The sequence below is a fragment of the Pseudomonas sp. OVF7 genome (genome assembly GCF_030644265.1).
Classification (GTDB): domain Bacteria; phylum Pseudomonadota; class Gammaproteobacteria; order Pseudomonadales; family Pseudomonadaceae; genus Aquipseudomonas; species Aquipseudomonas gorinensis.
Genome location: NZ_CP128996.1, coordinates 2,174,271 through 2,189,038, shown reverse-complemented (window position 1 = coordinate 2,189,038; position 14,768 = coordinate 2,174,271). Strand labels below are relative to the sequence as shown.

At 62.9% G+C, this 14,768-nt stretch carries 12 protein-coding genes; 8 read left to right on the top strand and 4 right to left on the bottom strand.

The features are described 5' to 3' along the window. The 4 genes from QU606_RS09970 to QU606_RS09955 form a co-directional block, all read right to left on the bottom strand. On the bottom strand, positions 1 to 1,035 hold the full coding sequence (locus QU606_RS09970; RefSeq protein WP_024073774.1) for an ABC transporter ATP-binding protein: 1,035 nt from the start codon (positions 1,033 to 1,035) through the stop codon (positions 1 to 3). 199 nt (positions 1,036 to 1,234) lie between these two features. Next, positions 1,235 to 2,386, bottom strand: a complete 1,152-nt coding sequence (gene ydcS / locus QU606_RS09965; protein ID WP_024073775.1) for a putative ABC transporter substrate-binding protein YdcS — start codon at positions 2,384 to 2,386, stop codon at positions 1,235 to 1,237. A gap of 73 nt (positions 2,387 to 2,459) precedes the next feature. Beyond that, positions 2,460 to 3,917 (bottom strand): gamma-aminobutyraldehyde dehydrogenase, encoded by a 1,458-nt coding sequence (locus QU606_RS09960; protein ID WP_024073776.1) that lies wholly within the window; start codon positions 3,915 to 3,917, stop codon positions 2,460 to 2,462. A gap of 133 nt (positions 3,918 to 4,050) precedes the next feature. Then, a complete protein-coding gene (locus QU606_RS09955; RefSeq protein ID WP_024073777.1) occupies positions 4,051 to 4,962 on the bottom strand; it encodes a LysR family transcriptional regulator in 912 nt (303 codons plus the stop codon). A 168-nt stretch (positions 4,963 to 5,130) separates the two neighbouring features. On the opposite strand from QU606_RS09955, the gene QU606_RS09950 reads away from it, so the two are divergent. The 8 genes from QU606_RS09950 to QU606_RS09915 all read left to right on the top strand — a co-directional run bounded on the left by QU606_RS09950 (position 5,131) and on the right by QU606_RS09915 (position 14,617). Continuing rightward, entirely contained in the window at positions 5,131 to 5,838 is a 708-nt protein-coding gene (locus tag QU606_RS09950) for a tellurite resistance TerB family protein (protein WP_024073778.1), read from the top strand. 359 nt (positions 5,839 to 6,197) lie between these two features. Further along, a complete protein-coding gene (locus QU606_RS09945; protein WP_024073779.1) occupies positions 6,198 to 7,820 on the top strand; it encodes a methyl-accepting chemotaxis protein in 1,623 nt (540 codons plus the stop codon). Continuing rightward, positions 7,820 to 8,332: a chemotaxis protein CheW gene (locus QU606_RS09940; protein WP_024073780.1), complete on the top strand. Its 513-nt coding sequence runs from the start codon at positions 7,820 to 7,822 to the stop codon at positions 8,330 to 8,332. Before QU606_RS09945 ends, QU606_RS09940 begins: the two co-directional genes overlap by 1 nt. Further along, a complete protein-coding gene (locus QU606_RS09935; protein ID WP_024073781.1) occupies positions 8,329 to 9,588 on the top strand; it encodes a protein-glutamate O-methyltransferase CheR in 1,260 nt (419 codons plus the stop codon). Before QU606_RS09940 ends, QU606_RS09935 begins: the two co-directional genes overlap by 4 nt. Continuing rightward, complete coding sequence (locus QU606_RS09930) at positions 9,585 to 10,283, top strand: chemotaxis protein CheW (protein ID WP_024073782.1); 699 nt, start codon at positions 9,585 to 9,587, stop codon at positions 10,281 to 10,283. Before QU606_RS09935 ends, QU606_RS09930 begins: the two co-directional genes overlap by 4 nt. Beyond that, the gene (locus QU606_RS09925; RefSeq protein ID WP_150055185.1) at positions 10,280 to 12,559 is read left to right on the top strand and encodes a hybrid sensor histidine kinase/response regulator; all 2,280 of its coding nucleotides are present in this window, start codon (positions 10,280 to 10,282) and stop codon (positions 12,557 to 12,559) included. Before QU606_RS09930 ends, QU606_RS09925 begins: the two co-directional genes overlap by 4 nt. After that, positions 12,556 to 13,566 (top strand): chemotaxis response regulator protein-glutamate methylesterase, encoded by a 1,011-nt coding sequence (locus QU606_RS09920; protein WP_069075378.1) that lies wholly within the window; start codon positions 12,556 to 12,558, stop codon positions 13,564 to 13,566. The genes QU606_RS09925 and QU606_RS09920 overlap by 4 nt, the downstream gene beginning before the upstream one ends. A gap of 49 nt (positions 13,567 to 13,615) precedes the next feature. After that, a complete protein-coding gene (locus tag QU606_RS09915; protein ID WP_024073785.1) occupies positions 13,616 to 14,617 on the top strand; it encodes a PleD family two-component system response regulator in 1,002 nt (333 codons plus the stop codon). Positions 14,618 to 14,768: the final 151 nt, after the last annotated feature.

Here is a 14,768-nt window from a genome sequence, read left to right as displayed (position 1 = left end):
TCAGACCTCGCCTGCGATATCGGTCAGCGGAGTCATGGCTCCCCGCGCCCAACGGGCGGTGATGGGCTGGCCGACCTGATGGCCGCTGCTGATGTCCAGCCACTGGTTGTTGGCCTGGCTGATGTTCAGCGCCTGGCCGTTTTCCAGTTTCAATTCATAGCGGGTGGCGCTGCCCTGGTACTGAATGTCATGCAACAGGCCGCTGATCTCCACGTCGCCAGCCCCCAACGGGCCTTCGGCGAACCGCACGTGTTCCGGGCGGATCGAGAACGGCTGCGCACTGCCGCTGAGGCGCTGGGCCAGTTCACCGCGAATCACGTTGGAGGTGCCGACGAACTCGGCGACGAACACGGTGGCCGGCTTCATATAGAGATTGCGCGGCGTATCCACCTGCTCGATGCGACCCTTATTGAACACGGCCACGCGGTCCGACATCGACAGGGCTTCTGTCTGGTCGTGGGTGACGAAGATAAAGGTGATGCCCAGTTGGCGTTGCAGCTTTTTCAGCTCGCTTTGCATCTGCTCGCGCAGCTTGAGGTCGAGCGCGCCCAGGGGTTCGTCCAGCAGCAATACGCGCGGGCGATTGACCAGGGCGCGGGCAAGGGCCACGCGCTGGCGTTGCCCGCCGGAGAGTTGCACCGGTTTGCGCTCGCCATAGCCACCGAGGGCGACCATGGCCAGGGCTTCTTCGGCGCGTTCGAGGCGTTCGGGCTTGCCCACGCCTTTGACTTTCAGGCCATAGGCCACGTTGTCGAGCACGTTCATATGGGGGAACAGCGCGTAATCCTGGAACACGGTATTGACGTCGCGCTGATACGGCGGCAAGCCCGCGGCTTCCTCGCCGTGAATACGGATCGAGCCTGCGCTCGGCTGCTCGAACCCGGCAATCAGGCGCAGGCAAGTGGTCTTGCCGGAGCCGGAAGGGCCGAGCATGGAAAAGAACTCGCCGTCCTGGATATCGATGGAAACCCGGTCAACGGCTTTCACTTCGCCGAACTGCCGGGAGACGTGGGTGAATTGGACTGCAAGCGTCATGGTGCGGTGCTCCCAAAAGGCGCGGGTCGTCGCAGCGGCCCGGCCTGGACTTCTGAAAAATCAAAACATCTATGAATGCGGTCAATGTGGGAGGGGGCTTGCCCCCGATAGCGGTGGTTCAGTGACAGATAGGTTGGCTGACACATCGCAATCGGGGGCAAGCCCCCTCCCACAGGAGACCTATGTTGTCTGGGACGCCTCAGCGGCCGCCCATGATCGCGATGTAGTCCTGGGTCCAGCGGCTGTACGGCACGAACTTGCCGCCTTCAGCCTGCGGGGTTTTCCAGAAGGCGATCTTGTCGAACTGATCGAAGCCGTTGGTCTTGCAACCCTCGGCACCCAGCAGTTCGCTGCCGGTGCAGGCCGCCGGCACCGCCGGCAGCGAGCCGAACCAGGCCGCGACATCGCCCTGGACCTTCGGCTGCAGCGACCAGTCCATCCACTTGTAGGCGCAGTTCGGGTGCTTGGCCTCGCTGTGCAACATGGTGGTGTCGGCCCAGCCGGTGGCGCCTTCCTTGGGAATAGTCGAGGCGATCGGCTGCTTCTCGTTGACCAGGCCGTTGACCTGATAAGGCCAGGCGCTGGAGGCCACCACGCCTTCGTTCTTGAAGTCACTCATCTGCACGGTGGTGTCGTGCCAGTAGCGGTGGATCAGCGGTTGCTGGGCGCGTAACAGCTCAAGCACCGCCTTGTACTGGGTTTCGGTCAGCTCATACGGGCTCTGGATGCCCAGTTCCGGCTTGGTCGACTTGAGGTACAGCGCCGCATCGGCGATGTAGATCGGGCCGTCATACGCCTGCACGCGACCTTTGTTCGGCTTGCCGTCCGGCAGGTTCTGCGCCTCGAAGAGCACGCTCCAACTGGTGGGTGCGGTCTTGAACACGTTGGTGTTGTACATCAACACGTTCGGGCCCCATTGGTACGGCGTGCCGTAGGTTTGCTGCCCGACCACGTACCACGGCGCATCTTTCAGGCGCGGGTCGATGCTCTTCCAGTTGGGGATCAATGCGGTGTTGATTGGCTGCACACGCTTGCCGACGATCAACCGCAGCGACGCATCGCCCGACGCGGTGACCAGGTCGTAACCGCCCTTGGCCATCAAACTGACCATTTCGTCAGAGGTGGCGGCGGTTTTCACATTGACCTTGCAGCCGGTTTCTTTCTCGAAACCTGTGACCCAATCGTAGGCTTTGTCGCTCTCGCCACGTTCGATATAGCCGGGCCAGGCGACGATATCCAACTGGCCTTCACCAGCACCCACCGCCTTGAGCGGCTCGGCGGCGTGGAGGCTGACGCTCGTCAGCAGCGCGGTGGTCAGGGCACTGAGCAGTGCGGTCTTGTGCGCGGACATGGGGGTTCCCTCTTCTTTAATTATGGTCGGGGCAGTTTTGTGCAACCGGTGACGCATGAGCTTAGTTGTTGTTTTAAAGGTGCTGGCCGTGGCGCGCCATGATGTGGCGCACCACGCTGTAGTCCTGTAGCGAATCACTGGACAGATCTTTCCCATACCCCGAGCGCTTCAAGCCGCCGTGGGGCATTTCGCTGACCAGCATGAAATGGCTGTTGATCCAGGTGCAGCCGTATTGCAGGCGCGCCGCCACTTGCATGGCCTTGTCCAGGTTCTGGGTCCACACGGAGGAGGCCAGGCCGTATTCCGAATCATTGGCCCAATCCACCGCCTGTTCCAGCTCCTCGAAGCGCGTCACCGTGACCACGGGGCCGAACACTTCGCGCTGGACGATTTCATCGTGCTGCTTACAGCCGGCGAGCAAGGTCGGCTGGTAATAAAAGCCTGCGCCGGAATGCACGGCGGCGCCGGTGATCCGCTCGATATGCGGTTGGCCGAGGGCGCGTTCGACAAAACTGGCGACGCGGTCGCGCTGGCGCGTACTGATCAGCGGGCCGAGTTCGTTGTCGGCATCGCGCTTGCCCGCAAAGCGCAGGCTGCTGACGGCGGCGCCGAGGTCGGCGACCAGTTTGTCGTGAATGCCCGCCTGGGCGTAGATGCGGCATGCCGCAGTGCAATCCTGGCCAGCGTTGTAGTAACCGTAGGCGCGCACGCCCTCGACCACGGCTTGCAAGTCGGCGTCGTTGCACACGATCACCGGCGCCTTGCCGCCCAATTCCAGGTGCGTGCGTTTCAGGGTTTTGGACGCGGCTTGGAGGATTTTCTGCCCGGTGACGATGTCGCCGGTCAGTGACACCATGCGCACCTTCGGGTGGCTGACCAGATGGCTGCCCACCCCTTCGCCGCCGCCACACAGAATATTGATCACTCCGCGTGGCAGCAGCGCTTTAAGGACCGGGGCAAGGGCGAGGATCGACAGCGGCGTGTGTTCCGAGGGCTTGAATACCAATGTATTACCCGCGGCGAGCGCAGGGGCGATCTTCCACGCGGCCATCATCAGCGGGTAATTCCATGGCGCGATGGAGGCAACGACGCCAATCGGATCACGCCGCACCATGCTGGTGTAGCCTGGCAGGTATTCGCCGCTGAGCTGGCCGGTCTGGCACCGCACGGCCCCGGCGAAGAAGCGGAACACATCGACGGTGGCGCTCAAGTCATCCTGGCGCGCCAGGTGCAACGGCTTGCCGCAGTTCAGGGATTCGAGGCGGGCCAGGTAGTCGGCCTGTTTCTCGATGGCTTCGGCAATGCCCAGCAGGATGTTCGATCGCTGCTGCGGCGTGGTCCGCGACCAGCCGGCAAACGCCCGGTGGGCGGCGAGGATGGCGCTTTCGACCTGCTCGGCGCTGGCTTCGGCGATCTGGGTGAGTACTTCGCCGGTGGCCGGGTTGAGGATCGGCTCGGCAAAACCCTGGCCCTGGACCAGTTCGCCGTCGATCAGCAACGCAGTGAGCAGCGGGGTGGGCGCGCCGGACATTTTTCGCGATCTCTTTTCTTGTGTGGCCATGGGCGTTCTCTTACGAGGGCCTGACCTTTCTCTTAGGGGATGAACAGAGACTAGAGGTCAAGCGCGAGGTCAACAAATACTAAATACTGAATGCCGCATTCGATTAAATAGATGGCTTGCGCGGGTGTGGCTGCTCACGCGCGACGGTCAGGAACGGATCGACCAGCGCCGGTCGCGCCGTGCCGCGGCGCCAGGCCAGGCCGACGTCAAGGGTCTGGCTGAGGTCGGCGATGGGTCGCGCTTCAATAATGTCGCCCTCCAGGGACCAGGGGCGGTACGTCATATCCGGCTGGATCGACACACCCAGGCCCGCCGCCACCAGGCTGCGCACCGCTTCGGTGGATGCCGTGCGCAGGGTCACGCGCGGATGCAGGCCGGCACCGGCCCATAGGCGTTGGGCGTTGTGGCCCATTTCATCGACGTTCAACTGAATCAACGGCTCGCGCGCGACATCGGCGAGGTTGATGCTGTCGTGCTCCAGCAGCGGATGTTGCGCCGGCAGCCACAGGCGGTGGGGCGAGTGGGTGAGCACTTCGGTCTGCAGGGCGTGGCGGTCTTCGAGGTTGGAGAGGATCAGCACCCCCACATCGATCTCGCCGCTGACCAGCAAATGCTCGATGTACGGGCGCTCGTCTTCCATTACGCGGATTTCCACATTGGGGTAGGCGCGTTGGAAACGGGTGAGCAGGTCGGCCAGGTAGTAGCCGGCCACCAGGCTGGTCACGCCGATGATCAATTGTCCGGCGACCTGGTCGGTGCTCTGTTGCAGGCTGCGCTTGGCGTTGTCGACGGTGGCCAGGATCAAGTGCGCCTGGCGCAGGAACTGATGACCCTGGTGGGTCAGGGTCATGCCCTTGGCGTGGCGGTTGAACAGGTTGACGCCGATTTCCTGCTCCAGTTGCTGGATCGCCAGGGTCAGTGTGGATTGGGAAATGAACGCGGTCTGCGCGGCGGCGGAGATCGAGCCGGTCTCGGCCACGGCGATGAAATGGCGGATTTGACGCAAGGTCATCATGCTGGAATTACCAGTGGGGTGTTTTTATCGATTTTCTCGAGTGTATATCGATTTAACCGAAGGATAGCCGCGTTACATCTGGAAGCACTCTAGATCGGGGGTTTTTGGCACTTAGTTTTACGCTGGGAGCCTATTGGTCCTATGAACCCTAGTGTCTGGAGGCTACGAATGAATACCCGTGGATTGCTCGATCAGTTGCTCAAGTCTGGCCAGGACATGTTGCAGAACAAGGCCAGCGGCCAGCGCAAGTCGGACGACAAAGGTGCCCTTGGCGGGTTGCTCGGCGGTGGCGGGCTCGGCAGCCTGCTCGGCGGCGCGGGCGGCGGCGCCCTGGCGGCCGGGGCCATGGGGTTGTTACTGGGTAACAAGAAAGCGCGCAAATTCGGCGGCAAGGCCCTGACCTATGGCGGGCTGGCGGCGCTGGGTGTGATTGCCTACAAAGCCTACGGCAACTGGCAAGCGCAGCAGGCCAGCGCGCCCCAAGGCGAGCCGCAGACCATCGACCGCCTGCCACCGGCCCAGGTCGAACAACACAGCCAGGGTATCCTCAAGGCATTGGTGGCGGCCGCCAAGGCCGACGGTCATGTAGATGAACGCGAGCGCGCGCTGATCGAAGGGGAATTCACCAAGCTGGACAACGACCGCGAATTGCAAAGCTGGCTGCATGCCGAGCTGAACAAACCCCTGGACCCGGCCGATGTGGCCCGTGCCGCCAGCACCCCGGAAATGGCCGCCGAGATGTACATCGCCAGTGTGATGCTGGTGGATGAGGAAAACTTTATGGAGAAGGCATATCTGGATGAGTTGGCGCGCCAATTGAAGCTTGAGCCTGGCTTGAAGGTTGAGTTGGAAAAACAGGTGAGACTCAACTCGTAGATACAAGGCGTACGTCGTTAAACCTGTAGAAGGGCCCACTCCCTCTTCTACTGGACTCCCTGTAGAGAGCAGGCCTGCTCGCCACAACCGCTCGCTCGCCACAAAAATACGGTCGTTTAAGCAAGATTTTAATTATTTAAAATCAATAACTTATTTTATGTTTGAACAGGGGTGGCTGGCTCCCGATGGCGCTGCCCCCGTTTGTAGAGACTTCAACTGAACCACCGCTATCGGGAGCAAGCCCCCTCCCACAGGTTTTTTTTTACGTTCTGCGCGCGCCACATCAAAACCCATTGATAAATGAGGGCTTCTGCTCAGCTATACTCCCCTCCATTTGAATGGCCCTTCGAGGAAATACTGTGAAGAATTGGACCTTGCGCCAGCGAATTTTGGCGAGCTTTGCGGTCATTATCGCGATAATGCTGCTGATGGTCGTGGTGTCCTACTCACGGTTGCTGAAGATCGAAGCCAGCCAGGAATCGGTCCGCGACGATGCGGTCCCCGGGGTTTACCTCAGTTCGATGATTCGCAGCGCGTGGGTCGACAGCTATTTGCTGACTGTCGACATCATTGGCTTGCGCGACGAAAAGACCCTCACCAGTTCCGACAAGACCGACTACAAGTCTTTCGAAACGCGCATTGAACTGCTGATGGCCAGCTATGAAAAAACCGTTCATGGCCAGGCTGACCGCATGGAGTTCGATAACTTCAAGGCGTCGCACATCAACTACAACAAAGCGCTGGCCGAGGTGCTGGCTCGGATTGAGGCCAACGACCTGCCGGGGGCGAACGTGTTGCTTGAAGAGCAATTGACGCCGATCTGGACCGAAGGGCGCATGAAGCTCAACGACATCATCACTGAAAACAAGGACGTATCCGACCGGGCCACGGCGGCCATCGACGACGCGGTGCTGTCCGCCAAGATCAGCATGGCGGTGTCGTTGATCGTTGCCATCCTCGCCGCCGGCCTGTGTGGCCTGTTGTTGATGCGCGCGATCATGGCGCCGATGCACCGCATCGTCGAAATCCTCGGCGTCATGCGTACCGGTGACCTCAGCAAACGCCTGAACCTGGCGCGCAAGGACGAGTTCGGCGAGGTGGAGACCGGCTTCAACGACATGATGACCGAGCTGACTGCCCTGGTTGCCCAGGCACAGCGTTCGTCGGTGCAGGTCACCACCTCGGTCACCGAGATTGCCGCTACCTCCAAGCAGCAGCAGGCCACAGCCACTGAAACCGCGGCAACCACCACCGAAATCGGCGCCACTTCGCGGGAGATCGCGGCCACCTCCAAGGACCTGGTCCGTACCATGACCGAAGTGTCCACGGCTGCCGACCAGGCTTCGGTCGCCGCCGGTTCCGGCCAGCAGGGCCTGGCGCGCATGGAAGAGACCATGCACTCGGTGATGGGCGCCGCCGACCTGGTCAACGCCAAGCTGGCGATCCTCAATGAGAAGGCCGGCAACATCAACCAGGTGGTCGTGACGATCGTCAAGGTCGCCGACCAGACCAACCTGTTGTCCCTCAACGCGGCCATCGAGGCCGAGAAAGCCGGTGAATACGGTCGGGGCTTTGCCGTGGTGGCCACCGAGGTACGGCGCCTGGCCGACCAGACCGCCGTGGCCACCTACGATATCGAACAGATGGTGCGCGAGATTCAGTCGGCGGTGTCCGCCGGGGTGATGGGCATGGACAAGTTCTCCGAAGAAGTGCGCCGGGGCATGTTCGAAGTGCAGCAAGTGGGCGAACAACTCTCGCAGATCATCCATCAGGTGCAGGCCCTGGCGCCGCGGGTGTTGATGGTCAACGAAGGCATGCAGGCCCAGGCCACGGGTGCCGAGCAGATCAACCACGCCCTGGTGCAACTGGGCGATGCCAGCAGCCAGACCGTCGAGTCCTTGCGCCAGGCCAGCTTTGCCATCGATGAGCTGAGCCAGGTGGCGGTCGGTCTGCGCAGCGGCGTGTCGCGTTTCAAAGTCTGATGAGCGACCTCGCGGCTAAACGCGGCGCCGTCCCGGCAGCGAAAAAGGCCTTGTTCCTGGTGTTCCACATCGGTGACGAGCGTTATGCCCTCAGGGCCACTGAGGTGGCCGAGGTGCTGCCGCGCCTGTTGCTCAAACCCATCGCCCATGCACCGCAGTGGGTCGCAGGCATCTTTGCCCATCGGGGCGCGATGGTGCCGGTTATCGACCTGAGCGCCCTGGCCTTCGGCAAACCGGCCCAGGTCCGCACCAGCACACGCTTGGTGCTGGTCAATTACCAGCCCGAACCCTGGCTCCAGGCGCGCTGGCTGGGGCTGATCCTGGAACAAGCCACGGACACCCTGCGTTGCGACCTGGGGGAGTTCAAGCCGTACGGCCTGGACAACCGCGCGGCGCCGTACCTGGGGCCGGTGCGTGAAGATGCCTTGGGCTTGATGCAGTGGATCGGCGTCAACGAATTGCTCACCGATGAAGTGCGCGCCTTGCTGTTTTCCGCCGAGCAGAGCCTATGAGCAACGACCCACGGTTTTTTGCGTTCCTGAAGCAACGCATCGGCCTGGACGTCGCTTCGGTCGGCGAGGCGATCATCGAGCGTGCCGTGCGCCAGCGTAGCCAGGTGAGCCAGGCGCAGACGGCGGATGAATATTGGCAGCACCTGCAACGTTCCCATGATGAACAGCAAGCGCTGATCGAAGCAGTGATCGTCCCCGAAACCTGGTTTTTCCGTTACCCCGAATCCTTCGCGACCCTGGCGCGGCTGGCGGTCGCCCGCCTGGCGGAGATCAAGCAAATGCGCGCGTTGCGCATCCTCAGCCTGCCGTGTTCCACCGGCGAAGAGCCCTATTCGATCGCCATGGCCTTGCTCGACGCCGGCCTGGCACCGCACCAATTCAAGGTGCAAGGCATCGACGTCAGTCCGCTGTCGGTGGAGCGTGCCCGGCGCGGCGTGTATGGCAAGAACTCCTTTCGGGGAGGGGACCTGGCCTTTCGTGAGCGTCACTTCGTGGAGCACGCCGACGGGTTCCATATCGCCGACCGCGTACGCGAACAGGTACGCCTGCAAGTCGGCAACCTGCTCGACCCCGGATTGCTGGCGAATGAGCCCAGCTACGACTTTGTGTTCTGTCGCAACCTGCTGATCTATTTCGACCAGCCGACGCAAAAACAAGTGTTCGACGTGCTCAAGGCCCTGACCCACGTGGACGGCGTGCTGTTTATCGGCCCGGCCGAGGGCAGCCTGCTGGGCCGCCATGGCATGCGCTCGATTGGGGTGCCGCAGTCGTTCGCCTTCAGTCGGCAGGGCGCGCCGGACCAACCGGAGCCGGCCTTTGTGCCAAGGCCCATGCCGGCGCCGCCGCGCAGTGCTGCACCGATTCCGCTCAAGCCACGCCCCTTCAGCACGGTTCGCCCCCATGGCGTGCCGATCAAGGCGCCGCCATCCGAGGCCGGTGACTTGCTCAGCCAGATCGCCACCCTGGCCAACGAGGGCAAAAGCGCCGAGGCCCGTGCGGCCTGTGAACGTTATTTGAATGCCCACCCACCGGTCGCCCAGGTGTTCTACTGGTTGGGGCTGCTCAGTGATGTGGCCGGCAGCGCCCTGGAAGCCCAGGGGTATTATCGAAAAGCCTTGTATCTGGAACCGCAGCACGCGCAGGCCTTGATGCACCTGGCTGCGTTACTCGAATCCCAGGGCGACAGCGCGGGGGCACGCCGCTTGCAGGCGCGTGCTGCCCGTAGTGAGCGAGCTGACAGTGAGTCCAAACGATGAGTAGCCCTGACGCGCTCGACACCGCCGGCCTGGACCTGACCCTGGCCGACACCCAGGCCATCGATGATTGCTGGAACCGTATCGGCATCCATGGTGACAAGTCCTGCCCACTGCTGGCCGATCATATTCACTGCCGCAACTGCGCGGTGTACTCCGCCGCCGCCACGCGCTTGCTGGACCGCTACGCCCTGCAACAGGACGACCACCGCCGGGCAGCGGTCGAACTCGATCAGGATATCGTCACCCGTTCGTTGCTGATGTTCCGCCTCGGCGAAGAATGGCTGGGTATCGCCACCCGTTGCCTGGTGGAAGTGGCGCCGTTGCAACCGATTCACTCCCTGCCGCACCAGCGCTCCCGGGCGTTGCTCGGTGTGGCCAATGTGCGCGGCGCGCTGGTGGCGTGCCTGTCGCTGGTGGAACTGCTGGGCCTGGACGCCGCCGGCACCAGCGCCAGCAATGGGCGGAGCATGCCGCGCATGTTGATCATCGCCGCGCAGGATGGTCCGGTGGTGGTGCCAGTGGATGAAGTCGACGGCATCCACGCCATCGATGAGCGTACCTTGAAGGCAGCCTCGGCCTCCGGCACCCAGGCCAGCGCTCGCTTCACCCAAGGGGTGTTGCAGTGGAAAGGCCGCAGCCTGCGTTGGCTGGATGAGGCGCAACTGTTGTCTGCCGTGACCCGGAGCCTCACATGACCCCCGACCAGATGCGTGATGCCTCGCTGCTGGAACTGTTCAGCCTGGAAGCCGATGCGCAGACCCAGGTCTTGAACGCGGGCCTGCTGGCCCTGGAGCGCAACCCGACCCAAGCCGACCAGCTCGAGGCCTGCATGCGTGCCGCGCACTCGCTCAAGGGGGCCGCGCGGATTGTCGGTGTGGACGCCGGGGTCAGCGTGGCGCATGTCATGGAGGATTGCCTGGTCAGCGCCCAGGAAAGTCGCCTGTACCTGCAACCCGAACATATCGATGCGCTGCTGCAAGGCACCGACCTGCTGATGCGTATCGCCACCCCGGGCAACACCGTGGGGCCGGCAGATATCGAGGCCTATGTGGCGTTGATGGAGCGCTTGCTCGATCCGTCGCAGCCCGTGGCGAAAGTCGCCCCGCCGCCGGAGCCGGTACCGGTTCCCGCCCCTGTGGTCGAGGCGCTGCCGCCTGAACCCGAGCCCGCGCCGCCTGTTATCGGCGAGCCACCGCGCCACAACAAACGCATGACCGAAGGGGGCGAGCGGGTATTGCGGGTCACCGCCGAGCGCCTGAACAGCCTGTTGGACCTGTCCAGCAAATCCCTGGTGGAAACCCAGCGGCTCAAGCCTTACCTGGCCAGCCTGCAACGCCTCAAGCGGATCCAGAGCAACAGTGCGCGCGCCCTGGACCATCTCGATGGCCACCTCAAGCCCCTCGGCTTGCCCCTCGAAGCCCTGGAAGCCCTGGCTGACACCCGGCGCCTGTTGAGTGAAGCCCAGGCCCTGCTCGCAGAAAAAACCGCCGAGCTGGATGAGTTCGGCTGGCAGGCCGGGCAACGCGCCCAAGTGCTCTACGACACCGCGTTGGCTTGTCGCATGCGCCCGTTTGCCGATGTGCTGGCCGGGCAGGTGCGCATGGTGCGCGACCTCGGCCGCAGCCTGGGCAAGCAGGTGCGCCTGGAAATCGAGGGCGAAAAAACCCAGGTCGACCGCGACGTGCTGGAAAAGCTCGAAGCGCCGCTGACCCATCTGCTGCGCAATGCCGTCGACCATGGCATTGAACTGCCCGAACAGCGCCTGCTCGCGGGCAAGCCGGCAGAGGGCTTGATCCGCCTGCGCGCGTCCCATCAGGCTGGGCTGTTGGTGCTGGAGTTAAGCGACGACGGCAGTGGCGTCGACCTCGAGCGTCTGCGCGCCACCATCGTCGATCGGCACCTGGCCCCGCTGGACACCGCCCTGCGCCTGAGCGAAGAAGAACTGCTGACGTTCCTGTTCCTGCCGGGCTTCAGCCTGCGGGACAAGGTCACCGAGGTGTCTGGGCGCGGGGTCGGCCTGGACGCGGTGCAGCATATGGTGCGCCAATTGCGGGGGGCGGTGGTGCTGGAGCAGACGCCGGGGCAGGGCAGTCGTTTCCACCTCGAAGTGCCGTTGACCCTGTCGGTGGTGCGCAGCCTGGTGGTGGAGGTCGGCGAAGAAGCCTATGCCTTTCCGCTGGCCCACATCGAGCGCATGTGCGACCTGGCCCCCGACGACATTGTGCAACTGGAAGGGCGCCAGCACTTCTGGCACGAAGGCCGGCATGTCGGCCTGGTCGCGGCCAGCCAGTTGCTGCAGCGCCCGCCGGGGCAAAGCAATGACGAAACCCTGAAGGTGGTGGTGATTCGCGAGCGCGATGCGGTGTACGGCATTGCCGTGGAGCGTTTTGTCGGCGAGCGCACCCTGGTGGTGTTACCGCTGGATGATCGCCTGGGCAAGGTCCAGGATATTTCTGCCGGCGCCTTGCTGGACGATGGCTCGGTCGTCTTGATCGTCGATGTCGAAGACATGCTGCGTTCGGTGGACAAACTGCTCAACACCGGGCGCCTGGAGCGGATCGCCCGGCGCAGCCAGCAGGCCACCGAAGCACCACGCAAGCGGGTGCTGGTGGTCGACGACTCGCTCACCGTGCGCGAGTTGCAACGCAAATTGCTGCTCAATCGCGGTTATGAAGTGGCCGTGGCGGTCGATGGCATGGACGGCTGGAACGCCTTGCGCTCGGAAGACTTCGACCTGCTGATCACTGACATCGATATGCCTCGCATGGACGGTATTGAATTGGTCACACTCCTGCGGCGTGACACGCGCTTGCAATCGTTGCCGGTGATGGTGGTGTCGTACAAGGATCGCGAAGAGGACCGACGTCGGGGACTGGATGCTGGCGCCGACTATTATTTAGCCAAAGCCAGCTTTCACGACGACGCCCTGTTGGACGCCGTGGTGGAACTGATTGGAGGGGCCCGGGCATGAGGATTGCGATCGTCAATGACATGCCCATGGCCGTGGAAGCCCTGCGCCGTGCCTTGAGTTTCGAGCCCGCGCACCAGGTGGTGTGGGTTGCCAGCAATGGCCTCGAAGCGGTGCAGCGCTGCGCCGAACTGACGCCGGACCTGATTCTGATGGACCTGATCATGCCAGTGATGGACGGTGTGGAGGCCACCCGGCGGATCATGGCCGAGACCCCGTGCGCGATCGTGATCGTCACGGTCGACCGCCAGGCCAATGTCAGCCGTGTGTTCGAGGCCATGGGCCATGGTGCCCTGGATGTGGTGGATACACCGGCGCTCGGCGTGGGCAACCCCAAGGACGCGGCGGCGCCGTTGTTGCGCAAAATCCTCAATATTGGCTGGCTGATTGGCCAGCGCGGCAGCCGCGTACGCGCCGAAACCGCAGCCCCGCGCAGCACCGGCAAACGCCAGAGCCTGGTGGCGATCGGTTCCTCGGCCGGTGGGCCGGCTGCCCTGGAAATCCTCCTCAAGGGCTTGCCCCGGGACTTTCCCGCCGCCATTGTGCTGGTGCAGCATGTGGACCAGGTGTTCGCCGCCGGTATGGCCGAGTGGTTGAGCAGCGCCTCCGGCCTGCCGGTGCGCCTGGCACGCGAAGGCGAGCCGCCACAAAGCGGCGTGGTGCTGCTGGCCGGCACCAACCACCATATACGCCTGTTGAAAAATGGCACGCTGGCCTATACCGCAGAGCCGGTGAACGAAATTTACCGGCCGTCCATCGACGTGTTTTTCGAAAGCGTCGCCAGCCACTGGAATGGCGATGCCGTCGGCGTATTGCTGACCGGCATGGGCCGTGACGGAGCCCAGGGCCTCAAATTGATGCGTGAACAAGGATATTTGACCATCGCCCAGGACCAGCAGAGTTCGGCGGTGTATGGCATGCCCAAAGCGGCGGCGGCGATTGATGCTGCTGTTGAAATTCGCCCATTGGATAGAATTGCGCCCCGATTGCTGGAGGTGTTTGCAAAATGATCCGTACCTCCGGCTGCTGGTTTGCAGGCAGTAATTCAGGTGACTGCACATGAATGACTTACAGATCGACGACATCAAGACCGACGAAAACGCCGCCATGGTGTTGCTGGTCGACGACCAGGCGATGATCGGTGAAGCCGTACGACGCGGCCTGGCCCACGAAGAAAACATCGACTTCCACTTCTGTGCCGATCCGCACCAGGCGATTGCCCAGGCGATCCGCATCAAGCCCACGGTGATCCTGCAGGACCTGGTGATGCCCGGCCTGGATGGCCTGACCCTGGTGCGCGAATACCGCAACCACCCGGCCACGCAAAACATTCCGATCATTGTGCTTTCCACCAAGGAAGACCCCCTGATCAAGAGCGCGGCGTTCTCGGCCGGGGCCAATGATTACCTGGTCAAGCTGCCGGACAATATCGAACTGGTGGCGCGTATTCGCTACCACTCGCGCTCGTACATGACCTTGTTGCAGCGTGATGCGGCGTACCGCGCGCTGCGGGTCAGCCAGCAACAGTTGCTGGATACCAACCTGGTGCTGCAGCGCCTGATGAACTCCGACGGCCTCACCGGCCTGTCCAACCGCCGCCACTTCGACGAATACCTGGAACTGGAGTGGCGCCGCGCCTTGCGCGACCAGACCCAGTTGTCGCTGCTGATGATCGATGTGGATTTCTTCAAGACCTACAACGACAGCTTTGGCCACGTCGAAGGCGACGAAGCCTTGCGCAAGGTCGCCGCCAGCATCCGCGAAGCCAGCAGCCGCCCCTCGGACTTGCCGGCGCGCTATGGCGGCGAAGAATTCGCCCTGGTGCTGCCCAACACCTCGCCCGGTGGTGCGCGGTTAGTCGCGGAAAAGCTACGCATGGCCGTCGCGGCCCTGAAAATCCCCCATATCGCTCCGACCGAAGGCTCCAGCCTGACCATCAGCATCGGCCTGTCGACCATGACGCCCGTGCAAGGCACCGATTGCCGACAACTGATCATGGCGGCGGACAAGGGGTTGTATACGGCCAAGCATAACGGGCGTAACCAGGTGGGCATCGAGTGACCTGAGGCCGCAACCGATCAAAATGTGTGAGAGGGCGTGCCCCCTCCCACATTTAACCCTGCGTAGTCTGCCTTTTCGCCAAGCGGACTGCCGTTTGCAGCCGTTTGCCGTTATACTCGCCGGCTTTCAAAAGTTCGCCAACGAGTGCTGC